The organism is Enterobacteriaceae bacterium Kacie_13 (assembly GCA_013457415.1).
Classification (GTDB): domain Bacteria; phylum Pseudomonadota; class Gammaproteobacteria; order Enterobacterales; family Enterobacteriaceae; genus Rahnella.
The window spans coordinates 2,473,478-2,497,976 of the sequence record CP045665.1; the positions used below are offsets into that span (position 1 = coordinate 2,473,478).

A 24,499-nucleotide genomic window follows, 5' to 3' on the forward strand; every position below is an offset into this window, starting at 1 on the left:
TTTTCCCGTCTTGTTGGAGAGACCATGCGCACATTGTGGCGAATTATCGCCGGTTTTTTTAAGTGGACCTGGCGTCTTCTTAATTTCGTCCGAGAATTTATTCTCAACGTATTTCTTATTGTGATCATTTTGGCAGGTGTTGGCATCTGGTACGCCGTGCAGGATAAACCTGTCGACACGACCAAAGGCGCGCTGCTGGTGGACCTCAGCGGTTCGGTAGTCGATAAGCCTTCGGTTAATAATAAAGTGCGCCAGTGGGGCCGCGAACTGCTGGGTACCTCAAGCAGCCGTTTGCAGGAAAATGCTCTGTTTGATCTGGTCGATACCCTTCGTGCCGCTAAAGACGACAAAAACATCACCGGTATGGTGTTGCAGCTGACTGACTTTACCGGCACCGATCAAGCGTCGATGCAATACATAGGCAAGGCACTGCGGGAATTCCGTGACGCGGGCAAACCGATCTATGCCATCGATGACAGCTATAACCAGTCGCAATACTATCTGGCAAGCTACGCTAACAAAATCTACCTGTCGCCGCAGGGCGCGGTCGATCTGCACGGTTTTGCCACCAACAATCTGTACTACAAAACATTGCTGGATAAGCTGAAAGTCACCACCAATATCTTCCGCGTCGGGACGTACAAATCCGCCGTGGAACCGTTGATTCGTGACGATATGTCCCCTGCGGCCCGCGAAGCAGACAGCCGCTGGGTCGGCGGGCTGTGGACCCACTATCTCAATACCGTTTCCGCGAACCGTCAGATAACGCCTGAACAGTTGTTCCCCGGCACGGCGGGCGTTCTGGCCGGTATGCAGGCCACTGGCGGCGATATGGCGCAGTACGCGCTGAAAGCCAAACTGGTGGATTCGCTGGCATCCCGCACCGAAGCTGAAAACGACATGGTGAAGGCATTTGGCTGGAATAAAACCACCAAAGACTTTAACTACACCAGCATCTACGATTATTCACCGAAACCAAAACCGGATAATAACGATCCGCAAATCGCAGTGATCTTCGCGACCGGTGCGATCAACGACGGTGAAGAACAGCCAGGTGCGGTCGGCGGCGACACCACTGCGCAGCAAATTCGCGATGCCCGTCTGGATCCGAAAGTGAAAGCCATTGTGTTCCGCGTAAACAGCCCTGGCGGCAGCGTCAGCGCCTCCGAAGTGATCCGCTCTGAACTTGCCGCTGCAAAAGCTGCCGGTAAGCCGGTGGTGGTTTCCATGGGTGGCATGGCGGCGTCAGGCGGTTACTGGATATCTACGCCCGCGAACTACATCATCGCCAGCCCGAGCACCCTGACCGGTTCGATCGGTATCTTTGGGGTGATCAACACTTACCAAAACACGCTGGATTACGCCGGTGTGCATACCGACGGCGTGGCAACCTCCCCGCTGGCGGATATTGCCTCTACCAAAGCATTACCGCCGGAGTTTTCACAGATGATGCAGCTGAACATCGAGAACGGGTATAAAACCTTCCTCGGTCTGGTGGCTGATTCGCGCCATAAAACGCCTGAGCAGATAGACCAGATCGCACAGGGTCATGTGTGGATTGGTTCGGACGCCAAAGCCAACGGGCTGGTGGATGAGTTAGGTGATTTCGATGACGCCGTGAAGAAAGCCGCTGAACTGGCGAAACTGCCAAAATGGCAGCTCAACTGGTACGTCAGCGAACCAAGCCTGAGCGATATGGTGTTCTCGCAGGTGAGCGCCTCCGTTCACGCCATGCTGCCCGCTGTCGTGCAGGCTTATCTGCCTGCACCGGTGAGCAAAATGGCGATGGAACTGAAATCTCAGGCAGATCTGTTCAACAACATGAACGATCCGCAAAACCGTTATGCGCTTTGCCTGACCTGCGGTGATGTGAAATAACGTTCATTTAAACCGCTAACAACCCGCCCGGAGCCTCACAGAGAGACTCCGGGCTTTTTTATGGTGGGACACCGGCGGCGAAATCTTTATACTCAGCGCAGTTGCTTTCATCTTTCAGAATAAGAACTTCCTTGATGACTAAAAAATCTATTTACGTGGCCTACACGGGCGGCACCATCGGCATGCAGCGTTCCGAACAGGGTTACATTCCGGTTTCAGGCCACCTGCAGCGCCAGCTGGCACTGATGCCAGAATTTCACCGCCCGGAAATGCCTGAATTCACCATTCAGGAATACGCACCGCTGATGGACTCCTCCGACATGACGCCGGAAGACTGGCAACATATTGCCGACGATATTCAGGCGCATTACGACGATTACGACGGTTTCGTGATCCTGCACGGCACCGACACTATGGCTTTCACCGCGTCCGCGCTGTCGTTCATGCTGGAAAATTTGAGCAAACCGGTAATTGTGACAGGGTCACAAATTCCACTTGAAGCGCTGCGTTCGGATGGTCAGATTAACCTGCTCAATTCGCTGTACATCGCAGCTAACCATCCGGTCAACGAAGTCACCCTGTTCTTCAACAATCGTCTTTATCGCGGCAACCGCAGCACCAAAGCCCACGCCGACGGTTTCGACGCATTTGCCTCGCCGAACCTGACGCCGCTGCTGGAAGCCGGGATCCACATCCGTCGCCTCTCCACACCGTCATTGCCGGTGGACCCTGCCGCCAGACTGATCGTACACAACATCACTCCCCAGCCGATTGGCGTGGTGACGATTTATCCGGGAATTTCTGCCGAAGTGGTGCAGAACTTCCTGATGCAGCCGGTCAAAGCGCTGATCCTGCGCTCTTACGGTGTCGGCAATGCACCGCAAAAAGGCGATCTGCTGAAAGTGCTGAAAGACGCCTCTGAGCGTGGCATTGTCGTGGTGAACCTTACGCAATGTATTTCGGGGCGCGTAAACATGGGTGGATACGCCACCGGCAACGCGCTGGCGCATTCAGGGGTCATCAGCGGCTTTGATATGACCGTCGAGGCAGCACTGACTAAGCTGCATTATCTGCTCAGCCAGACACACACGCCGGAAGAAATTCGCGAACTGATGCAGCAAAATCTGCGCGGCGAGCTCACCGAATAAGGGTCGATATGAAATCTGCATTGTTGCTGGTGGATCTGCAAAATGATTTTTGTCAGGGCGGCGCGTTAGCCGTCGCTGAAGGTGACGCCACCATTGCGATCGCCAATCAGATGATGGCGTGGTGTAAGAAAAATGATGTTGCCGTGGTGGCATCACAAGACTGGCATCCCGCCAAACATCGCAGCTTTGCGGCGAATTCGCATACTGAAGCCTGGACCGTCGGCGAGCTGAACGGCCTGCCGCAGGTATGGTGGCCGGTGCATTGTATGCAGAATGAACCTGGCGCCGAGTTTCATCCGGCACTGGAAATCAAACGTCTGGATTTCGTGGTGCAGAAAGGCACAAATATGGATATTGACAGCTACAGCGCGTTTTATGACAACGGGCATCTTTCAGCCACTATGCTCAACGACTGGCTGAAAGCGGCAAAGATCACCCATCTTTATGTCATGGGGCTGGCCACAGACTACTGCGTCAAATTCACCGTGCTGGACGCGCTGGCGCAGGGATATAAAGTCACCCTGCTGGCCGACGGCTGTCGCGGCGTAAACCTGCAACCGCAGGACAGCGATGAGGCCATTAAGTCGATGCAGCTGGCGGGCGCGAAAGTGAGTACCTCAGCGGCAGTGCTGAGGTAAGTCCGGTTCGAGGCGTCGGCAGGGATCCTGTCTTTGGAGTAAAACATGTTAAAAGTGATTGCTGAAGATTTTATTAAGCCGGAATCGGTCGGCACAGTCATGCCATTTTATTCTGAGTTGGTTGAGGCAACCAAACAGGAACCCTTATGCCATGCTTATGATCTTTTCATTGATGAAAAGGATCCGGGACATTTCATTTTTATTGAAGAGTGGCCAGACCATGCAGCGCTTGAGGCACATTGTGCCAGTGAGCATTTCAAACAACTTGTCCCGCTGATAGACCAACACAAACGTAAAGACGCCACCTATATTCTGATGAAATGTGCGTTCTAACGCCGCCAACGTTGGCAGAGAATAAAAGTCAGTGAAATCAGAAAACTCAAGCCCCGCAAATAGGGGCTTGTTGCCTTTTGCTGGTGCAGATTTGTCAGAGGTAAATTTCTCCACAAACTCTGGCAGCAGAAGATGTTTATCAGAAATACTTTACTCTCACTCCGGTCTTAGCCGAATCAACGTATCTTGTGCAAACTGCTGCTTAAGTTCCTGTTTGCTTTTGGTGACAATCTGCCCGTCTGTACCGATACTCATGTGCTGCGCGTCCACGTTGTGACGCGACTGATACAGCATCACTGCCTGCAAACTGTGATCTTTTTGTTCCGGGGTCAGCGCGACGCCATCGGGCCATTTGCCCAGTTCTACCGCCTGTGCCAGACGCGCATAAATTTCCGGCGTCATCACGTCAATGAGTTGGTTAATTTCCATCTGTTACCCCCCTGCTCACAGCAATTATTCACAACAGTTTGAATAATTGCTGAATCGATTTTGTCGGTAAAATTACGCGTTTTCGTTCGCTGCGTTTAGCCTGCGGTTTTATCGCCGTTTTCACCATCAATAAAACTCATCGATGCGGAATTCACGCAGTAACGCTCGCCGGTCGGCTGAGGGCCGTCAGGGAAAACGTGCCCTAAATGCGCATCGCAATTGGAACAGCGGATTTCCACACGCTCCATACCGTGGGTGTTATCCGTCAGGTATTTGATTGCATCATGATGCACGGGTTGATAGAAGCTTGGCCAGCCGCAACCGGAGTCATATTTAGTGTCGGAGTAGAATAGCGGCGCGTTGCAGACCAGGCAATGGTAGATGCCGTCGCGTTTGTTATGCAGCAGTTTGCCGGTGTAAGGGCGTTCGGTCCCGTGTTCCTGCGTCACATAACGTTGAATTTCAGTAAGTTGTTCGAGTGAAGAAGATGATTTGGATTCATTGCTCATAATAATCGTTCTCTGACGAATAGAAAAATCAACTAAAATAACAGTTTATAATAACAAAAAATTAACAACAGGTCTGCGTGTTTTGTCCTAAACTGTAGGGCATCAGCGTTAGCCAGCTCCAACTTGTGATGGCGATCACACTCCTGATGTTCCGACACTTTATATTCTGTTTTTCGCCCCCATCTGGTTGTGAGCCGATTAAAAAAACGGAACGTGCAATTAGCGAGCAAAAGTAGGTCCTCGCTTTGACTTACAGCAATAATTGACACGATTCCGCTTGACGCTCAGCAAGGTTTTTGTAATTTTACAACCAACCTTTTATTCACTAAAAAAATAGCTGGTGGAATATATGACTATCAAAGTAGGTATCAACGGTTTTGGCCGTATCGGTCGCATTGTTTTCCGTGCTGCTCAGGAACGTTCTGACATCGAGATCGTAGCAATCAACGATCTGTTAGACGCAGAATACATGGCATACATGCTGAAGTACGACTCAACTCATGGTCGTTTCAACGGTACCGTAGAAGTGAAAGACGGTCACCTGGTTGTTAACGGCAAAACCATCCGTGTTACCGCTGAGCGTGATCCAGCTAACCTGAAATGGAATGAAGTTAACGTTGATGTTGTTGCTGAAGCAACTGGCCTGTTCCTGGACGACGCGACTGCCCGTAAGCACATCACTGCTGGCGCTAAGAAAGTTGTTCTGACTGGTCCATCTAAAGATGACACCCCTATGTTCGTTATGGGCGTAAACCATAAAGAATACGCTGGCCAGGAAATCGTTTCTAACGCTTCTTGCACCACTAACTGCCTGGCACCACTGGCTAAAGTGATCAACGACAACTTCGGTATCGTTGAAGCGCTGATGACCACTGTTCATGCAACTACCGCTACTCAGAAAACTGTCGATGGCCCGTCTCACAAAGACTGGCGCGGCGGCCGCGGCGCATCCCAGAACATCATCCCTTCTTCTACCGGTGCTGCTAAAGCAGTAGGTAAAGTAATCCCAGCTCTGAACGGTAAACTGACTGGTATGGCGTTCCGCGTTCCTACCCCTAACGTTTCCGTTGTTGACCTGACTGCACGTCTGGAAAAACCAGCAACCTACAAAGAAATCTGCGCAGTAATCAAAGCAGCTTCTGAAGCAGGCGATCTGAAAGGCGTTCTGGGTTACACCGAAGACGACGTAGTATCTACCGACTTCAACGGCGAAAAACTGACTTCCGTATTTGATGCGAAAGCAGGTATCGCTCTGAATGACAACTTTGTGAAACTGGTTTCCTGGTACGACAACGAAACTGGCTACTCAAACAAAGTACTGGATCTGATTTCTCACGTTTCCAAATAATTGGCAATGTTGATGAACTGATTAAAGGGCGACGCAAGTCGCCCTTTTGCTTTCTGTCGGATGCACTTTTTTATCAGGCACATGAGTGCGATCAATCTTAAAGCCTTGGTTCATCTGTAGTCTTGGTTCTTATCATCGTAATTATTTATCTACCCGATATAAAATCAACAGGACACCAGATAATGATTGAGCAACTCCTCTCCCTACCCGTTGTAAACCAAATCTCAACGACCGTCAGCCAGCGTCAGATAGACGAACTGCCGGTTATCGTGGTTTCTCATCCGAAAGTCCGTGTAGCCGTAGCCCTGCAGGGTGCACATCTGCTGGCATGGCAGCCTGAAGGTGAAGAACCTGTTCTGTGGATGAGCAGCGCCAGCGCGTTCAAAGAAGGCGTGGCAATCCGTGGCGGTATCCCAATTTGCTGGCCGTGGTTTGGTCCTGCCGGTAAACCTTCGCATGGTTTCGCACGTAACATGCCGTGGGAGCTGACCGATCACAAAGAAAGCGATCAGGGTGTGGTATTAACGCTGACGCTGAAAAGCTCCGAAGAAACACTGGCACTCTGGCCGCATGATTTCACGCTGACAGCGCGATATACGCTGGGTGAAACCTGTCACATTGAGCTGGAATCAATCGGTGATTTCCAAGCCAATAGTGCCCTGCACACTTATTTTAACATCGGCGATATCGCAGATGTGAGCATCAAAGGCTTGGGTGGCAGCTTTATCGATAAAGTGGATGGTGCAAAAGCCAAGCAGGAAACCGGGGATCTGACTTTTTCCGGCCAGACTGACCGCATCTACACCCAGCCGCAGGCGACCAGCGAAATCATCGATCCGGTACTGAAACGTACACTGGTGATCGCCCACGAGAACAACTCAGACGTAGTGGCATGGAACCCGGGCGCGCAGCTTTCTGTCAGCATGGCGGATATGCCGGATGACGGCTACAAGACCATGGTCTGCGTAGAAACAGCGCAAGTCTCCCACACGCATACCTCGACACACGCCGCACCAGCACGTCTTGCGGTAACATTCTCCCTGCGTAAATAAAACGCCGCTCGAGAACATCTCAGTTTGCATCATGCAGACATGACAAAGGGGCCAATTGGCCCCTTTTCTTATATTTTCGACGCCAAATGTAACCGGAACGAACTATTGAGGTGCGTTAAATCTCTTTACCCCTTTCCGCTTATATTTCATTGCCCTTCAGATGTGCAAATGGGGCATTCCGCCCCATTAATGTGCAATTTACGCACCAATGCAGTGCCTGTCGGTTAGAACGTGTAAGTCACACCGGTCCAGACAACGGCGGAATAGGATTTATCTACCATAGGGCTGTCTTTCACCTCATCCGCTAAGCGAATGTAACGACCAGTGAAGAATGCCTGCCATTCTTTGGTGAAGTTATAACGCGCAGAAAGTTCAGCATACGGGCTGAAGCTGTCATCCGCCGTATAACTGCCCAGGCCGCTGCGACGAGATTCGCCTTTGCTGACGCCGTAGTAGTAATCATTCTGGTTGCTGCTGCTCCACATCACACCAAAGCCCGGCACCAGTGCCCAGTTATCTTCACGGATCGGATACAGGTAAGCGGCATCCGCGACCAGACCATTGCTGTTGTTCAGCACATCACCGTTGAAGGTGGCGCGCAGCGTACCCCAGTCTTCAATATGCGAGTACGCCAGACCGCCCATCAGGGTGCCGCGACGTTTATTCAGGTGTTTCATCTGATGGTCATCAGAATCATCGGGATCGAAACCGAATGGAATATAGGAAGCCGTCGCGCTGAATTTGTTATGTTCATCTTTCCACAGGTAGTAACCCGCAGTCAGCGATTTGAAGTAGAAATCGTCGCTTTCGTAAGAAACAACCGGCACCGGATAAACTTTGTTGTCATAACCGCGGTACGGGTTGACGTCGCCCAGCGCTGATGCGCCCAGGGACCATGTGCCTGCCACAGCCGCATGACTGAAAAGCACTGCCGCGCCCACGATGGACAGTGTTTTAAGGTTTGGAGTTTTCATTGTCTTAATTCCATTAAGTAAAAAATCTTGCCTAGTGTAAATGAAGAGTAAACGTTGCGCTTAGCATTTACAGTTTTCAGGGATCCATTACACAAGCATCGTCGGTAAAACCGGTGCGATCGCATAATTTATCTGCAAAATATGAAATAAAAATGACTAAAGAAAACGCTTTCTGGCTGGAGAGCGCGTCCCGTAAGGCTTTTCCGACCGTTAGTGAGAACTGAGTCATTGATATGACTTAAAAAACGCCAGAAGCAGAGAGGAAATTTTTGTAATGCCAAACTACGCTTATAAATAGATGAAAGACTTAGCCTGAACCGGTTGCCCGCTCCACCGATTTAAGACAGTTCTTAGTCAGTCGCAACTGTCGATATCCAAGGGGTTCTGCAAGTTGGCATAAGGGTTGCTGTATTCAGGTGGGATCTTTCTTCCGGGAGCGATTGTGTAAAAGTAGATTTACGCTCTCAATTACCTGTGCTTTACCCAAGTCATGTGGTCGCCGCTTAATTCGCTACGGCTCAGGTACGAAGGGTAAAATAACGAAGGACGGGCATCGTATGAACATATTTGACCACTATCGCCAGCGCTATGAGGCTGCCAAGGACGAAGAGTTCACACTGCAGGAATTTCTTACCATTGCTCGGCAAGATCGCAGTGCATATGTCAATGCGGCGGAACGTCTGTTGATGGCAATCGGTGAACCAGTGATGGTAGACACCGCGCTTGAGCCACGCCTGTCGCGTTTATTCTCGAACCGTGTTGTTGCACGCTACCCTGCATTTGAAGAGTTTTACGGTATGGAAGAGGCTATCGAACAGATCGTCTCCTATCTCAAACATGCCGCGCAGGGCCTGGAAGAAAAGAAACAAATCCTTTATTTACTCGGCCCGGTGGGTGGCGGTAAATCCTCACTGGCCGAACGGCTAAAATCCCTCATGCAACGCGTACCAATTTATGTGCTGAGTGCCAACGGCGACCGTAGCCCGGTAAACGATCATCCGCTCTGCCTGTTTAATCCACAGGAAGATGCGCACATTCTTGAAAAAGAATACAACATTCCTCCGCGCTACCTCGGCACCATCATGTCGCCGTGGGCCGCAAAACGCTTGCATGAGTTTGGCGGTGACATCACCAAATTCAAAGTCGTCAAAGTCTGGCCGTCGATTCTCGAACAAATCGCTATCGCCAAGACCGAGCCCGGCGATGAGAACAACCAGGACATCTCCGCGCTGGTTGGGAAAGTGGATATCCGTAAGCTGGAAAACCACGCGCAAAACGATCCTGACGCCTACGGCTATTCCGGCGCACTGTGCCGCGCAAACCAGGGTGTGATGGAATTCGTTGAGATGTTTAAGGCGCCGATCAAAGTGCTGCATCCGTTACTGACCGCTACGCAGGAAGGTAACTACAACGGTACTGAAGGGATCTCCGCCCTGCCGTTCAACGGCATTATTCTGGCTCACTCCAACGAATCGGAGTGGGTGACCTTCCGTAACAACAAGAACAACGAAGCCTTCCTCGACCGTGTATACATCGTAAAAGTGCCTTACTGCCTGCGCGTGTCGGAAGAGATGAAAATCTACGACAAACTGCTCAGCAACAGTGAACTTTCCCATGCACCGTGCGCACCGGGAACGCTGGAAACGCTGGCCCGCTTCTCGATTCTGTCGCGTCTTAAAACGCCTGAGAACTCCAGCAGCTATTCCAAAATGCGGGTATACGATGGTGAAAGCCTGAAAGATACCGACCCGAAAGCCAAGTCTTATCAGGAATACCGCGATTATGCGGGGGTGGACGAAGGCATGAACGGGCTCTCGACGCGTTTTGCGTTCAAGATTTTGTCCCGCGTCTTCAACTTTGATCATGTGGAAGTCGCCGCTAACCCGGTTCATCTGTTCTACGTTCTGGAACAGCAAATCGAGCGCGAGCAATTCCCGCAGGACATCGCTGAAAAGTATCTTGAGCACCTGAAAGGCTATCTGATCCCTAAATACGCTGAATTCATCGGCAAAGAGATCCAGACCGCTTATCTGGAATCCTATTCGGAATACGGGCAAAACATTTTCGACCGTTATGTCACGTACGCTGATTTTTGGATTCAGGATCAGGAATACCGTGATCCGGACACCGGCCAGTTGTTTGACCGTGAATCGCTGAATGCCGAGCTGGAGAAAATCGAAAAACCGGCCGGGATCAGCAATCCAAAAGATTTCCGTAATGAGATAGTCAACTTCGTGCTGCGTGCCCGCGCCAATAACAGCGGTCGCAACCCCAACTGGACCAGTTACGAAAAACTGCGCACGGTCATTGAGAAAAAAATGTTCTCAAATACCGAGGAATTACTGCCAGTTATCTCGTTTAACGCCAAAACGTCGACCGATGAACAGAAGAAACATGATGATTTTGTCGACAGAATGATGGAGAAAGGATATACACGCAAACAGGTTCGCCTGCTGTGTGAATGGTATCTGCGCGTGAGAAAATCCTCTTAACAGGGGATTGTTGGCAACGCCGTTTGGGGGAAATATGACGTATTTTATTGACCGTCGGCTTAATGGCAAAAACAAAAGCGCGGTTAACCGCCAGCGCTTTTTGCGACGCTATAAGTCGCAAATCAAACAGTCGATTGCCGAGGCCATCAACAAGCGTTCGGTTACCGACGTCGATAGCGGGGAGTCAGTCTCGATCCCCAATTCTGATATCAATGAACCCATGTTCCATCAGGGTCGCGGTGGCTTGCGCCACCGTGTTCACCCCGGCAATGACCACTTTGTGCAGAATGACCGTATCGAAAGACCGCAAGGGGGCGGTGGCGGCGGCAGTGGTCAGGGCGATGCCAGTCAGGACGGTGAAGGCGAGGACGAGTTCTCCTTCCAGATCTCCAAAGATGAGTATCTCGACCTGCTGTTTGAGGATCTGGCGCTGCCAAACCTGAAGAAAAATCAGCATAAACAGCTGACTGAGTTTAAAACCCACCGCTCAGGCTACACCTCCAACGGTGTGCCGGCCAATATCAGTGTGGTGCGTTCTTTGCAAAACTCGCTGGCACGCCGTACGGCGATGACTGCGGGCAAAAAACGGGCGCTGCGAGAACTGGAGTCAACGCTTTCTGAAGTTGAAATCAGTGAACCGGCGCAATTACTGGAAGAAGAACGTCTGCGCAAAGAGATCGCCGAGTTGCGGGCGAAAATCGCCAAAACGCCATTCATCGATACCTTTGATTTGCGTTACCGCAATTACGAACGTCGTGCTGAGCCTTCAAGTCAGGCGGTGATGTTCTGCCTGATGGATGTCTCAGGTTCGATGGACCAGGCAACCAAAGACATGGCCAAACGTTTTTACATTCTGCTCTATCTGTTCCTGAGCCGGACGTATAAAAACGTCGATGTGGTCTACATCCGTCACCATACACAAGCCAAAGAAGTGGACGAACAGGAGTTCTTCTACTCGCAGGAAACAGGCGGGACCATCGTTTCAAGCGCACTGAAGCTGATGGATGAAGTCATTCAGGAACGATACGATCCGGCGCAGTGGAACATTTATGCCGCGCAGGCCTCCGATGGTGACAACTGGGCTGACGACTCCCCTCTCTGTCACCAGCTTCTGGCACAGAAGATCCTGCCCATGGTGCGATATTACAGCTATATCGAAATCACCCGCCGCGCCCACCAGACGCTGTGGCGTGAATACGAAGTGCTACAGCAGAAGTTTGGTAATTTTGCGATGCAGCATATCCGAGAACAAGAAGATATTTACCCGGTGTTCAGGGAGCTTTTTCATAAGCAAACTGAAAATGGGTGAGATTGAGATTGAGATAAATAAAAAGCCGGCAAATAAATCTGCCGGCTTTTTTAATACGTAAATTTTTTGTGCACTTAATTTCTCTAAACGAGAAATTACATGCCGTAAACCAGATTCACAGAAGTGACGGTATCGGTTTTATCCGGCGCACTGGCTGGTGGTTTGGTGTTGTAGGTGACGTCGTAAGCGACTTTCAAAGAGAAGTGGCTATTGATCGCTACGGTCAGCGCGGTTTCAGAGTTCAGCGTGGTTTCATCGTTCGCTAACACGGAAACGCCCTGGGTGAACTTAGCGGTATCGCTTATCTGATAACCGTAGGTGCCTGAGCCGTAAGCCAGCGCGCGCGTGGTGTTACCGCCCTGCTGGAATTCATCATGACGAACACCCGGACCGGCTTCCAGATTCAGCGTATGAACCGGACCGCTCCAGATCTGACGACCGTAACCGACAGTGGCCACATCACGCGCGCGGTAACCATTGTAACGGTCACTCAGCCAGCTGGCCTGACCGAACAGATAGTTGGCGTTATCGATATTGTAACGGGTACGGGCACCGGCCTGATACTTCTCGGATGAACGCACACCGGAAGAGGACGTGTTACGCGCAGAACCCCACAGGCTGTTTGCCGTGTTGGTACCAAACCAGGTCATCGTGGTATCGGCATTCAGCGTTGAGTTGCTGGTATTACCGGTTTGTGCACTGTAACCCGCCTGAACATTGCCCACGAATGGCTTTTTCGCCTGAGCAGGGTCATCTAACGCGGTGAAAATAGTGGTGTCTGCAAGGCTTGAGATACTGAACAGCGAGGCACCGCAGACAACGGCACACACTGGTAAATGACGTACAACCCGAAAAAACATTTTGCTTCCCCAATATGACTTAAGGCAAATAACGATATTGAACTACACGATTAATGCCATTAATTAGGATCCGTTAATCAAGCCTGGCAACTCCGTTTCGATGGCACATACATACAAATTTTTTACCGCAACAAATATAACGCACTCAGCCCGCGATATCTTATTAAAGCGACTTTTTTAGACAGTTCCTAATCACTTAAATTATTAGCAAAAACTTCATGCAATAAAAAAACGCAATCATTACGTTTTGTGGCGTTGATTTTTCATTCCAACGCCGGTTCGTCACGAAAGCTGTGTGATAGCACGTCATGTGGCCAGATAACATGCTCTCCGGCGGACCCCGCCAGAGTAATCATGGCCCAACAGCGAACAGATTTCCGTCGAACGCACTGCGCAATCTTGTCCTTTTGAGCAATGCGGGGTAGGTTTGTCCTGATAACATCTTATTTTTGCCTCGGGTTCCTCGAAGGCAGCCTTCAGGAGGAGTGGTCATGGCTTTACAACAAGACATTATTCAGGCGCTGCACGTTAAACCGCAAATCGATGCCGCGCAGGAAGTGCGTGTCAGCGCCGATTTTCTCAAAAGTTATCTGCTGGCCCATCCCTTTATTAAATCTTTGGTACTCGGCATCAGCGGCGGGCAGGATTCTACTCTTACCGGCAAACTTTGCCAAACGGCAATTAGCGAATTACGTGCACAAACGGCTGACGACAGCTATCAGTTCATCGCGGTGCGTCTGCCTTACGGCGTGCAGGCCGATGAATCCGACTGTCAGGATGCGATCACCTTTATTGAGCCGGATCAGGTTCTGACGGTTAATATCAAAAATGCCGTGCTGGCGAGCGAAGCGACGTTGCGTGAAATCGGTATCGAACTGAGTGATTTCATCAAGGGCAACGAAAAAGCCCGCGAGCGTATGAAAGCGCAGTACAGCATTGCAGGAATGAAGAAAGGCGTAGTGGTCGGCACCGATCACGCGGCAGAAGCAGTCACCGGGTTCTTCACCAAATACGGCGACGGCGGCACGGACATCAACCCGATTTTCCGTCTGAACAAACGTCAGGGGAAAGCGCTGCTGAAAGAACTCGGTTGCCCGGAACATCTTTATACCAAAGCGCCGACGGCAGATTTAGAAGAAAACCGCCCTGCCTTGCCGGATGAAGTGGCGCTGGGCGTGACCTACGAACTGATCGACGATTATCTGGAAGGCAAGACTATCGACGAGGCGTCCGCAAAAATTATCGAAGGCTGGTATCTGCGCACTGAGCACAAACGCCAGCCGCCAGTGACGGTGTTCGACGATTTCTGGAAGAAAAAATAACTCTTTCGGAACAATGAATTTACGGACACTCCCAGAGTGTCCGTGTTGTTGTCCACTCTGGTTCACATCCCCCGCTCACCTGATTGTCACAAGTACCTTCCCATTCATTAACTAAATCATTACCCTTAGCGTCCTTTCTGATGACTGACAGTGATGTTTTCAATGCAAAAATTCCTTTTTCTGTTGCTTAGCATGGTATTGCTTGGCCCGCTGGGTATTGATTTATATCTGCCCGCCATCCCGGCGATTGCCATCGGTCTGAACAGCTCAGAGGCGGTGATTCAGTCCTCGATTTCCTTATTCATTCTGGTGATGGGGCTGGGGCAACTGGTGGCCGGGCCGCTGGTGGATAAATTCGGTCGTCGCCCGATCGCCATTATCGGGATAGTTGTGTACCTGGCAGGTGCAATTATTGCCGCGACATCCGTCGCGCCGTGGATGTTCCTGCTTTCACGCGTGGTTCAGGGGCTGGCGGTGTGCTGTACGTCGGTAGTGATTTTCAGCGGCGTGCGCGACCGCATGAGCGGCAACGATGCCGCCCGCGCCTACGGTTTTCTTAACGGCACACTGAACATCATTCCGGCCCTGGCACCGCTGATCGGTGGCTTGATCGCTCAGTACTACGGCTGGCGGGCGCCATTTTGGGTGCTCAGCGGCTATACCGTGGCGATCCTGTTGCTGGTCATTTTCAAACTGCCGGAAACCCGCCCGGCAGATACCCAAACCAATACCGGTCTGCCGTTTCGTCAGTACGCCCGTATTTTGTCGGACTCGCGCTTTATCACTTTTGCGCTGGTGAACGCCGGTGCGATGGGTATGGCGCTGACCTACGTCTCCCTGGCACCGACGGTGCTGATGAATGTCGCCGGACTCACGCCACTGGAGTTTTCCATCGTCTTCGGCGCGAACGGGTTCTGGATCATGGCGGTGAGTTTTGTTGCCAACCGCATTATCCGTAAGGTCGGACGTCCGGTGTGTTTAAAAACGGGCGGCATTTTGATGTTTATCGGCTGCGCCGGGTTGATTGCGGGGATCACGCTGGTCCCACCGGCGGAACAAACTGCGACCTGGTTGTACATGCTGCCAGTCGCCAGCGCCTGTGCCGGACTGGCCTTTCTGATGGGGCCGGCGACCAGCTATGCGCTTGAGCCGTTCTCCAGTGAAGCAGGTGTCGCCTCTGCGCTGGTCGGTTCGGTGCAGATGGCAGGAGGTGCGTTGTTCGGATTTATCGCGATGGCGCTGCCGTTACAGCCGAAGCTGAGCGTAGCGCTGGTGATGCTGGCCGGGGGGTGTCTGGCAATGCTGGCACGTCGTGCCAGCAAAAGATCGACGGGCCGCCTGACCCGTCTGGAGAAGTAAGAGTTTTAGACTGTTGTTACCGGTACACGGGGTGCGAGCGCACTCAGCAGTTCATACCCCAGCGTACCGCAGGCGGCAGCAACGTCATCGACTGGCAGATTTTGCCCCCACAGCTCGACCGGCGTTCCAATCAGGGCCTGAGGGCACGGCGTTAAATCCACCGCCAGCATGTCCATTGAGACCGTCCCGACCGTTACCGTGCGCACGCCGTCTACCCATACCGGCGTACCGGACGGCGCATGGCGCGGATATCCGTCCGCATAACCACAGGCCACCACACCAATGCGCTGCGACTGCGACGCCGTATAACGTGCGCCGTAGCCCACGCGATCGCCCGGATTCAGGTGCTGAATACCTATAAGCTCACTGCTGAGCGTCATCACCGGTTGCAGGCCGGTATTGGCGATGTCATGCCATTGCCCGCTCGGCGATGCGCCATAAAGAATAATGCCCGGTCGCACCCAGTCATTATGCGTATGCGGATGCCACAAGGTCGCGGCAGAGTTAGCCAGGGAGCGCGGCCCGCTGATGCCCTCTCCTGCCTGCGTAATCACCGCCATCTGTGCATCCACGCCTTCCGCGCTGTCGGCGGTGGCGAAATGGCTCATCAGGGTGATTTCCCCCACCTGCTTGAGCGCGCGCAGCCGTTGCCAGATTTCTTTGATGCGGTCAGGGGCAAAACCCAAACGGTTCATGCCGCTGTTTACTTTCAGATAGATATTTACCGGCTGGATGAGCTGCGCCTCTTCCAGTGCGGCAATCTGCCAGTCGCTGTGTACCGACGTGGTCAGGCGAAAGCGGTCAACCGCGGCCAAATCACTGGCGCTAAAAAAACCTTCCAGCAACAGAACGGGGCCTTCCCAGCCCGCTTCGCGCAATAAAATCGCTTCTTTAAAATCGAGCAGTGCAAAACCGTCTGCCCCGGACAAGCTTTTCCAGATACGCGAAATACCGTGGCCGTAGCCGTTGGCTTTCACCACCGCCCAGACCTTGCTGTTTGGTGCAAAACGGCGGATGACGTCCAGATTATGAGATAACGCAGAGAGAGATAAGGTGGCAGAAATCGGGCGAGGCATACCAGCTCCGGCAGTAAAAAAAGTAGCGCCTGCGCCACGACGGAACAGGCGGAATTAACAGCGGGTTCAGCCCACCGGATGCATTTTATGCGAGCCGGCCGGCTGCGCGATAAAGCCGGGGCTGTAACGCTCTACCGACAGATCGTCGGACGGGATCGCCGGAGTGACACCGGACATAATGTCAGCCAGCAGTTGCCCGGAGCCGCAGGCCATAGTCCAGCCCAACGTTCCGTGGCCGGTATTGAGGAACAGGTTTTTGATACGGGTACGGCCAACGATCGGCGTGCCGTCCGGCGTCATCGGGCGCAGGCCGGTCCAGAATGTCGCCTGTTCCACGTTACCGCCGTTCGGGTAAAGATCTCTTACAACCATTTCCAGAGTTTCACGACGTGCCTGCGCCAGCTTAAGATTAAAGCCGACGATTTCCGCCATCCCGCCCACGCGAATTCGATCGTCAAAGCGGGTAATGGCTATTTTATAAGTTTCATCCAGCACGGTAGATACTGGCGCAGAAGCCGGATCGGTAATCGGAATGGTCAGCGAGTAACCTTTCAGCGGATACACCGGAATCGAGACCAGATCAGCCAGCAGCGCGGTGGAATACGAACCGAACGCCACCACGTAGGCATCGGCTTTCTTCACGTCATCACCACACTGGACGCCGGTGATTTCGCCGTTTTCTACCAGCAGCTTGTCCACGGTACGGTTGAATTCAAACACCACGCCCGCCTGCCGGGCCATCTCTGCCAGCTTGCGGGTAAACATCTGGCAGTCACCGGTTTCGTCATTCGGCAAACGCAGGCCACCGGTTAGTTTGTGCGCGACCTGCGCCAGCGCAGGTTCAGCTGTCGCCAGCTGGCTGGATTCCAGCAGCTGATAAGGCACACCGGCATCCTCCAGCACGGCGATGTCCTTCGCGGCGCTTTCAAACTGCTGTGCAGTACGAAAGAGCTGCAACGTGCCCCCCTGACGTCCTTCGTACTGAATACCGGTATCTTCACGCAGTACTTTCATGCAGTCGCGGCTGTATTCCGCCAGACGTACCATGCGGCCCTTGTTGGTCTGATAATGATTCATGTCGCAATTGCGCAGCATCTGCCACATCCATTTGAGCTGGAACTGCGTGCCGTCGAGGCGAATGGCCAGCGGCGCGTGTTTCTGAAACATCCATTTTATCGCTTTGACCGGGACGCCGGGAGCCGCCCAGGGTGCCGCGTAGCCCGGTGAGATCTGCCCCGCATTGCCCGCGCTGGTTTCTTCAGCCGGACCCGACTGACGGTCGATAACCGTCACCTGATGACCCGCTTTGGCCAGATACCATGCACTGGCGACACCGACCACACCACTGCCTAAAATCACTACGCGCATATCGACTCCACTCCACGCCCAAACAAAGCATAATATTCTGATGACAGGAAATTAACCTGACTGCCAAAAATCGCCAACACAGGCGTTCATAACCGTGAGTTGTTTCACAATTATTTATCGTTCATTGTCGGTTTTTTTTCAATAGGGACAAATAAATAACGATATCGCGCAACATTATCACTACGCACAGAGAAATTTATGGTTTTTTGACAGCAATGACAGCGTTGATGTCATCAGGATTTATGACCGACGGAGTGAGATTTTTAACGGCCATTTATTCTTTTATATGACCATTTATGTAGAATAAATAACTACAAACATAAGCAACGGTGATATTCCCTCATATCCCCAAGAGATAACGCGGATCCTGCCTTTGGCCGTTTATAAACCCGCTGGAAATGCTACCTGCATCACATTTACCTCAATGACTCAAAAATTCACCTACACTTTTACCGGTTACCGTTTCAACGCTTTCCTTTCCACCCTAAGAGGACGATGTGTGAATAATTCAAACTTTCTGAAACTTAAAGATGGTACGCAGCTTTTTTACAAAGACTGGGGAAGTGGGCAGCCGGTGGTATTCAGCCATGGCTGGCCCCTGACGTCGGACGCCTTCGAAGACCAGATGCTGTTTCTGGCCAATAACGGTTATCGCGTGATCGCCGCTGACCGCCGCGGGCACGGTCGCTCCTCGCAGTCGTGGGACGGCAATAACATGGATCAGTATGCTGATGATCTGGCCGAACTGACTGCCCATCTTGATTTGCAGGACGCGGTCCACGTGGGACACTCTACCGGCGGCGGCGAAGTCGCCCGTTACATTGGCCGCCACGGCACCTCGCGCGTCGCCAAAGCAGTGCTGATTGGCGCGGTCCCGCCTATTATGATCAAAACCGACTTCAATCCGGACGGCCTGCCGCTCTCGGTCTTTGACGGCATTCGCGACGGCGTGAAGAACGACCGTTCACAGTTTTTCCGCGATCTGCCGGAAGCGTTCTACGGTTTCAACCGACCGGGAGCGAAAGTGTCCGAGGGTCTGAAAGAGAGTTTCTGGCTGCAAGGCATGCAGGGGTCGATCAAATCATTGTATGACTGCGTGAAGGCCTTTTCTGAAACAGACCAGCGTGAAGATCTTAAGAAGATGACCCTCCCGACGCTGGTAATCTACGGCGATGACGATCAGATTGTACCGCCGGTGTCTTCCAGTAAAGCGGCGCTAAAACTGTTGCCACAAGGCATTGAGAAAGTCTATCCGGGCGCATCGCATGGTCTGTGCAGCACACATAAAGACGAAATTAACAAAGATCTGCTGGCGTTTATCCGCAGCTGAATTCCCTGCTCTTTTAATAAAGCATCCGGCCCTGCCTTGCAGGGCTTTTTTGTTCCTGCCACGGGGCAATTGACAGCGTGCAGACGTGAGGATATAGATTGAAACAGGAACGGATTTCTGGTCTTTATCAGGCAGCAAAATCAGATTGAGCTACGATTACTATTGGACGTGCGAAATATTAAGAAAAGGTTGTGAATCAAACACTCTGTAGCGTCCATAACTGAATGAGGGTGCGGCTTATGACGACAGTGACCCAAAAGAAAAATACTGAGGACAAACGTCTTAGCGATGGACCGGACTGGACGTTTGATTTGTTGCAAACCTATCTCACAGAGATCGACCGGGTGGCGAAGTCATACCGGCTGGACACTTATCCTCATCAAATCGAAATCATCACTTCAGAACAGATGATGGATGCCTACTCCAGTATCGGTATGCCCATCAACTACACCCACTGGTCTTTCGGCAAGAAATTTATTGAAACCGAACAGTTGTATAAGCACGGCCAGCAAGGCCTGGCGTATGAAATCGTCATCAACTCCAACCCGTGTATCGCCTATCTGATGGAAGAAAACACCATCACGATGCAGGCGCTGGTCATGGCCCATGCGTGCTACGGACACAACTCTTTCTTCAAAAATAACTATCTGTTTAAAAGCTGGACCGACGCCAGCTCGATAGTCGATTACTTGCTGTTCGCCAAACGCTATATTAGCGAATGCGAAGAGCGTTACGGTACCGAGGAAGTGGAGCGGTTGTTAGATTCCTGCCATGCGCTGATGAATTACGGCGTTGATCGCTATAAACGTCCGCAGAAAATCTCTTTACAGGAAGAACTGGCGCGGCAAAAAAGCCGTGAAGAATATCTGCAAAGTCAGGTGAACACGCTGTGGAAAACCCTTCCGCGAAAAGATGCTATCGATGCGCCAGAACAGGCTCGACGCTTCCCTTCCGAGCCGCAGGAAAACCTGCTGTACTTCATGGAGAAGAATGCGCCGTTGCTCGAACCCTGGCAGCGCGAGATTTTGCGCATCGTGCGTAAGATAAGCCAGTATTTCTATCCGCAAAAACAGACGCAGGTGATGAACGAAGGCTGGGCCACGTTCTGGCATTACACCATCCTCAATCATCTGTATGACGAAGGAAAAGTGTCCGACCGCTTTATTCTGGAATTTCTGCACAGCCACACTAACGTGGTGTTCCAGCCGCCGTACAACAGCCCGTATTACAGCGGGATTAACCCGTATGCGCTGGGTTTTGCGATGTTCCAGGACATCAAACGTATCTGCCAGGAGCCGACGGAGGAAGATTACTACTGGTTCCCTGATATCGCCGGTTCCGACTGGCTGACCACGCTGCATTTCGCGATGCGTGATTTCAAAGATGAAAGTTTTATCAGCCAGTTCTTGTCGCCGAAGGTGATGCGCGATTTCCGCCTGTTTACCGTGCTCGATGACGACCATAATAACTACCTGGAAATCGCGGCTATCCACAATGAAGAAGGCTACCGGGCGATTCGTCAGGAACTTTCTGCGCAGTACAATCTGAGCAATCACGAACCAAACATTCAGGTGTGGAACGTAGATTTACGGGGCGACCGTTCACTGACGCTGCGCTACATCCCGCAGGATCGCGCGCCGCTGGATAAAAGCCGCCGGGAAGTGATGAAGCACGTGCACCGTTTGTGGGGCTTCGATGTGTTTATCGAGCAACTCAACGAAGACGGCAGTGTCGAACTGCTGGAACGCTGCCCGCCGCGTCCTGCGCCATTGTGATTCAGGTTGATTTCAGGCATTAAAAAAGGGCGCTCGGCGCCCTTTTCTTCTTTCCGCAATCCCGGTTTATTTCTTCTGTTCGGTCAGATCGCCTGGCATAGTGCCCTGCATGCTGTGCCAGATCTCGCCGCTCTGACGGCCATAATTGCGAACACAATCAACAATCTGCTCGTAACTTTTCTCGTGGCAAATGTCTGACAATTTTTTGTAGAACGCAATCGCCAGTTTACGAGCCTCCGGATTGGAGAAGTAATAACGCCCGACGCGCTGATATAAACCGCGCAGACCGTTGATGATCAGCCCATAAATCGGGTTACCGGAGGCAAACGCCAGACCGCGGAAAATATCGTAATCAAGCAGCATAAAGGCTTCTGCGTTATCTTCCACCTCGGTGGCCGTCGCGAGTACTTTCTGCGTTTCGTCCGGATTAGTGCGCATCGCTTTACGGATAAAAATTGTCGCAATATTAGTACGAACTGACAGCAGATTGTCGATCAGTTGCGGAACGCTGTCGTGGTCGAGACGCGCCAGCGTTTCCAAAATATTCAGGCCGGAGGTTTCCCAGAAGTTGTTCACTTTCGTCGGCTTCCCGTGCTGAATGGTTAGCCAGCCGTCGCGGGAAAGGCGCTGTAAAACTTCACGTAACGTAGTACGGGTTACCCCAATGAGTTCTGAAAGTTCTCTTTCAGCCGGTAAAATTGAACCGGGCGGGAACCGACTGTTCCAGATACTTTCGATGATATACTCTTCGGCAAAACCGGCAGGACTTTGTGCCTTAATAACCATGTGTTTGTCGTTCCGTTTGGGGCATTTATTGGGGATAAAGTTACGCTCATCATACCAGATGAAAATCGCGGGTTATAGCGCCCAGGCGGAACCAATGTCGAAACTGTGCAGGGGTTGGCAAAATTTTAAATTTTTGAACAACTTATTGCGGTCATTTATCCGGTCGCCGCAATAATGAGAATAACGTCACACGTTTATCCATTTGAAAGATAAGTAATAATAACAGGAGTCTTTGGGGAATATGGAAACTACGTTTACGCGCGCATTTGTAAAAAACTTTCTGGGGCAATCGCCCAACTGGTACAAAATAACCATTCTGGCGTTTCTGGTCATCAATCCGCTGGTATATTTTCTGGTCAGCCCCTTTCTGGCAGGCTGGATGCTGGTGGTGGAATTCATTTTCACGTTGGGTATGGCGCTGAAATGCTACCCGCTACAGCCGGGAGGTTTGCTGGCCATCGAAGCCGTGATGATAGGCATGACCAGCGCGGAACGTATCCGTGAAGAGATTTCCGCCAATCTGGAAGTGATCCTGCTCCTGATTTTCATGGTCGCTGGCATCTACTTCATGAAGCAACTCCTGCTGTACGTCTTCACCAAACTGCTGCTGAATTTGCGCAATAAAATCGCCCTCTCGCTGGCGTTTTGTTTCGCGGCTGCGTTTTTGTCCGCCTTTCTCGATGCCCTGACGGTGATCGCCGTGGTGATCAGCGTTTCCGTTGGTTTCTATTCTATCTACCACAAGGTCGCCTCCAATCAAAGTGAAAGTACAGACATCAACGATGACAGCTCCTTTACCGGTAATCAGCAGCATCAGGCGATCCTCGAGCAGTTCCGCGCCTTTCTGCGCAGCCTGATGATGCACGCAGGCGTCGGCACGGCGCTGGGCGGCGTGATGACCATGGTCGGCGAACCACAAAATCTGATCATTGCCAAAAGCGCGGGCTGGCAGTTCGCCGATTTCCTGATCCGCATGTCGCCGGTCAGCGTGCCGGTGTTTATCTGCGGCTTTATCGTCTGTGCGCTGGTCGAGCGTTTCCGCTGGTTTGGTTATGGTGCACAGTTGCCGCAGCCAGTCTTTGAGGTACTGAAGAAGTTCGATCAGAAAAACAGTGAAAACAGCACGCGACAGGAGCGAATCAAACTGGGTGTTCAGGCGCTGATTGGCGTCTGGCTGATTGTGGCGCTGGCGTTCCATCTCGCAGAAGTGGGCCTGATTGGTCTGTCAGTGATCATCTTTGCCACCGCGTTCTGCGGCGTGACCGATGAGCACGCCATCGGCAAAGCCTTTCAGGAATCTCTGCCGTTTACCGCCCTGCTGACCGTCTTCTTCGCCGTGGTTGCGGTGATCATTGAACAGCACCTGTTCAGCCCGATCATTCACTTTGTGTTGCAGTCCGCGCCCTCGCATCAGCTGTCTTTGTTCTACTTGTTCAACGGCCTGCTCTCGTCAGTCTCAGACAATGTCTTCGTCGGCACGGTGTATATCAACGAAGCCAAAGCCGCACTGGAAAGCGGTGCTATCAGTCTCAAACAGTTTGAATTGCTGGCGGTGGCAATCAACACCGGCACAAATTTGCCATCCGTGGCGACACCCAACGGGCAGGCAGCCTTTCTGTTCTTGCTGACCTCTGCGCTTGCGCCGCTGATCCGTTTGTCCTATGGACGGATGGTATGGATGGCGCTGCCCTATACGGTGGTGATGACGCTGGTCGGCCTGCTGTGTGTACAGTTCCTGCTGCCGGAGATGACGCAGTGGTACACCGATATGGGCTGGATTGCACTCAGCTGATGTAAAAGGTGAAACGCCGGTAATTTCTGAAACGATGGTCTTCTTAGAAATTACCGAAATTAAAGTGGAATAGTCCGTATTAACGCAATTATTTACCTAATTTTTATTTGTACAGGCTGGCAGCGTGAGGTAATTGGTTTACACTGCGTCTCAGTAGCTAACTGCAGGGAAAAAATGACTATGTTGCAATATCTTAACCGTTGCTCACAGGGACGCGGTGCCTGGCTTCTGATGGCACTGACCGCGCTTATCCTCGAGCTGGTTGCGTTGTATTTCCAACACGTGATGTTACTTAAGCCGTGTGTCATGTGTATTTATGAGCGTTGTGCTTTGCTGGGTATTTTAGGTGCAGGGCTGGTGGGGGCTATCGCGCCAGCGACCTGGTTACGTTATGCCGGTATTTTAATCTGGCTGTACAGCGCTTACGAAGGGATCCGCCTGTCATGGGAACACACCATGATCCAGCTGCACCCCTCTCCGTTTGCGACCTGTGATTTCGCCGCACGCTTCCCGACCTGGCTGCCTCTGGACAAATGGTTCCCTGGCATGTTCGTTGCCAGCGGTGACTGTGCAGAGAAACAGTGGGAATTCCTGTCGCTCGGCATGCCGCAGTGGCTGGTCGTGGTGTTCAGCGTCTTCATGGTGATCGGTGTGCTGGTGCTGCTGGCTCAGTTCGTAAAACCGAAACGCCGCGATCTTTTCGGCCGCTGATTCACAAATT

The 24,499-nt window shown here is 51.9% G+C and carries 21 protein-coding genes; 14 read left to right on the forward strand and 7 right to left on the reverse strand.

The annotated features are described in order from the left end of the window. Positions 1 to 24 precede the first annotated feature (24 nt). The 4 genes from sppA to GE278_11260 all read left to right on the forward strand — a co-directional run bounded on the left by sppA (position 25) and on the right by GE278_11260 (position 3,997). Complete coding sequence (gene sppA, locus GE278_11245; GenBank protein QLK61305.1) at positions 25 to 1,878, forward strand: signal peptide peptidase SppA; 1,854 nt, start codon at positions 25 to 27, stop codon at positions 1,876 to 1,878. A gap of 134 nt (positions 1,879 to 2,012) precedes the next feature. Then, entirely contained in the window at positions 2,013 to 3,026 is a 1,014-nt protein-coding gene (gene ansA / locus GE278_11250; GenBank protein ID QLK61306.1) for an asparaginase, read from the forward strand. 8 nt (positions 3,027 to 3,034) lie between these two features. Next, positions 3,035 to 3,664, forward strand: coding sequence for a bifunctional nicotinamidase/pyrazinamidase (gene pncA, locus GE278_11255; GenBank protein QLK61307.1), 630 nt, complete (start codon positions 3,035 to 3,037; stop codon positions 3,662 to 3,664). Between the two features lie 45 nt (positions 3,665 to 3,709). Next, the gene (locus GE278_11260) at positions 3,710 to 3,997 is read left to right on the forward strand and encodes an antibiotic biosynthesis monooxygenase (GenBank protein QLK61308.1); all 288 of its coding nucleotides are present in this window, start codon (positions 3,710 to 3,712) and stop codon (positions 3,995 to 3,997) included. A 156-nt stretch (positions 3,998 to 4,153) separates the two neighbouring features. On the opposite strand, the gene GE278_11265 is transcribed toward GE278_11260, so the two are convergent. Together GE278_11265 and msrB are read right to left on the reverse strand one after the other, a co-directional pair. Beyond that, positions 4,154 to 4,426, reverse strand: a complete 273-nt coding sequence (locus GE278_11265; protein QLK61309.1) for a DUF1315 family protein — start codon at positions 4,424 to 4,426, stop codon at positions 4,154 to 4,156. Between the two features lie 95 nt (positions 4,427 to 4,521). Then, entirely contained in the window at positions 4,522 to 4,935 is a 414-nt protein-coding gene (msrB, locus tag GE278_11270) for a peptide-methionine (R)-S-oxide reductase MsrB (GenBank protein ID QLK61310.1), read from the reverse strand. 340 nt (positions 4,936 to 5,275) lie between these two features. Between msrB and gapA the strand changes: the two genes are divergently transcribed. Both gapA and GE278_11280 read left to right on the forward strand, forming a co-directional pair. Next, the gene (gene gapA / locus GE278_11275) at positions 5,276 to 6,283 is read left to right on the forward strand and encodes a glyceraldehyde-3-phosphate dehydrogenase (GenBank protein QLK61311.1); all 1,008 of its coding nucleotides are present in this window, start codon (positions 5,276 to 5,278) and stop codon (positions 6,281 to 6,283) included. A gap of 182 nt (positions 6,284 to 6,465) precedes the next feature. Next, positions 6,466 to 7,335: a D-hexose-6-phosphate mutarotase gene (locus GE278_11280; GenBank protein QLK61312.1), complete on the forward strand. Its 870-nt coding sequence runs from the start codon at positions 6,466 to 6,468 to the stop codon at positions 7,333 to 7,335. Positions 7,336 to 7,559: 224 nt separating this feature from the next. Here GE278_11280 and GE278_11285 read toward each other — a convergent pair whose 3' ends face one another. Then, complete coding sequence (locus GE278_11285) at positions 7,560 to 8,309, reverse strand: MipA/OmpV family protein (protein ID QLK61313.1); 750 nt, start codon at positions 8,307 to 8,309, stop codon at positions 7,560 to 7,562. 557 nt (positions 8,310 to 8,866) lie between these two features. Here GE278_11285 and GE278_11290 point away from each other — a divergent pair. Together GE278_11290 and GE278_11295 are read left to right on the forward strand one after the other, a co-directional pair. Then, positions 8,867 to 10,801, forward strand: coding sequence for a PrkA family serine protein kinase (locus tag GE278_11290; GenBank protein ID QLK61314.1), 1,935 nt, complete (start codon positions 8,867 to 8,869; stop codon positions 10,799 to 10,801). A gap of 34 nt (positions 10,802 to 10,835) precedes the next feature. Next, positions 10,836 to 12,110 carry a DUF444 family protein gene (locus GE278_11295; GenBank protein QLK61315.1) on the forward strand — a complete coding sequence of 425 codons (1,275 nt, stop codon included), beginning with the start codon at positions 10,836 to 10,838 and terminating at the stop codon, positions 12,108 to 12,110. A 95-nt stretch (positions 12,111 to 12,205) separates the two neighbouring features. On the opposite strand, the gene GE278_11300 is transcribed toward GE278_11295, so the two are convergent. Then, entirely contained in the window at positions 12,206 to 12,970 is a 765-nt protein-coding gene (locus GE278_11300) for a DUF481 domain-containing protein (protein ID QLK61316.1), read from the reverse strand. A gap of 491 nt (positions 12,971 to 13,461) precedes the next feature. Between GE278_11300 and nadE the strand changes: the two genes are divergently transcribed. Together nadE and GE278_11310 are read left to right on the forward strand one after the other, a co-directional pair. Further along, positions 13,462 to 14,292 carry an ammonia-dependent NAD(+) synthetase gene (gene nadE / locus GE278_11305; protein ID QLK61317.1) on the forward strand — a complete coding sequence of 277 codons (831 nt, stop codon included), beginning with the start codon at positions 13,462 to 13,464 and terminating at the stop codon, positions 14,290 to 14,292. A gap of 162 nt (positions 14,293 to 14,454) precedes the next feature. Then, positions 14,455 to 15,651, forward strand: a complete 1,197-nt coding sequence (locus GE278_11310) for a Bcr/CflA family efflux MFS transporter (GenBank protein ID QLK61318.1) — start codon at positions 14,455 to 14,457, stop codon at positions 15,649 to 15,651. Positions 15,652 to 15,656: 5 nt separating this feature from the next. Here the strand turns inward: GE278_11310 and dadX are convergent, their stop codons facing one another. Together dadX and GE278_11320 are read right to left on the reverse strand one after the other, a co-directional pair. Beyond that, a complete protein-coding gene (gene dadX, locus GE278_11315; GenBank protein ID QLK61319.1) occupies positions 15,657 to 16,727 on the reverse strand; it encodes a catabolic alanine racemase DadX in 1,071 nt (356 codons plus the stop codon). A 66-nt stretch (positions 16,728 to 16,793) separates the two neighbouring features. Then, positions 16,794 to 18,095: an FAD-dependent oxidoreductase gene (locus GE278_11320; GenBank protein QLK61320.1), complete on the reverse strand. Its 1,302-nt coding sequence runs from the start codon at positions 18,093 to 18,095 to the stop codon at positions 16,794 to 16,796. Between the two features lie 499 nt (positions 18,096 to 18,594). On the opposite strand from GE278_11320, the gene GE278_11325 reads away from it, so the two are divergent. Together GE278_11325 and GE278_11330 are read left to right on the forward strand one after the other, a co-directional pair. Beyond that, positions 18,595 to 19,425, forward strand: coding sequence for an alpha/beta fold hydrolase (locus GE278_11325; protein QLK61321.1), 831 nt, complete (start codon positions 18,595 to 18,597; stop codon positions 19,423 to 19,425). 239 nt (positions 19,426 to 19,664) lie between these two features. After that, positions 19,665 to 21,200, forward strand: a complete 1,536-nt coding sequence (locus GE278_11330) for a SpoVR family protein (GenBank protein QLK61322.1) — start codon at positions 19,665 to 19,667, stop codon at positions 21,198 to 21,200. Positions 21,201 to 21,266: 66 nt separating this feature from the next. Here GE278_11330 and fadR read toward each other — a convergent pair whose 3' ends face one another. Continuing rightward, positions 21,267 to 21,986, reverse strand: a complete 720-nt coding sequence (fadR, locus tag GE278_11335; GenBank protein QLK61323.1) for a fatty acid metabolism transcriptional regulator FadR — start codon at positions 21,984 to 21,986, stop codon at positions 21,267 to 21,269. Between the two features lie 241 nt (positions 21,987 to 22,227). On the opposite strand from fadR, the gene nhaB reads away from it, so the two are divergent. Both nhaB and dsbB read left to right on the forward strand, forming a co-directional pair. Further along, complete coding sequence (gene nhaB / locus GE278_11340; protein ID QLK61324.1) at positions 22,228 to 23,778, forward strand: Na(+)/H(+) antiporter NhaB; 1,551 nt, start codon at positions 22,228 to 22,230, stop codon at positions 23,776 to 23,778. A gap of 180 nt (positions 23,779 to 23,958) precedes the next feature. After that, on the forward strand, positions 23,959 to 24,489 hold the full coding sequence (gene dsbB / locus GE278_11345) for a disulfide bond formation protein DsbB (GenBank protein ID QLK63273.1): 531 nt from the start codon (positions 23,959 to 23,961) through the stop codon (positions 24,487 to 24,489). Positions 24,490 to 24,499: the final 10 nt, after the last annotated feature.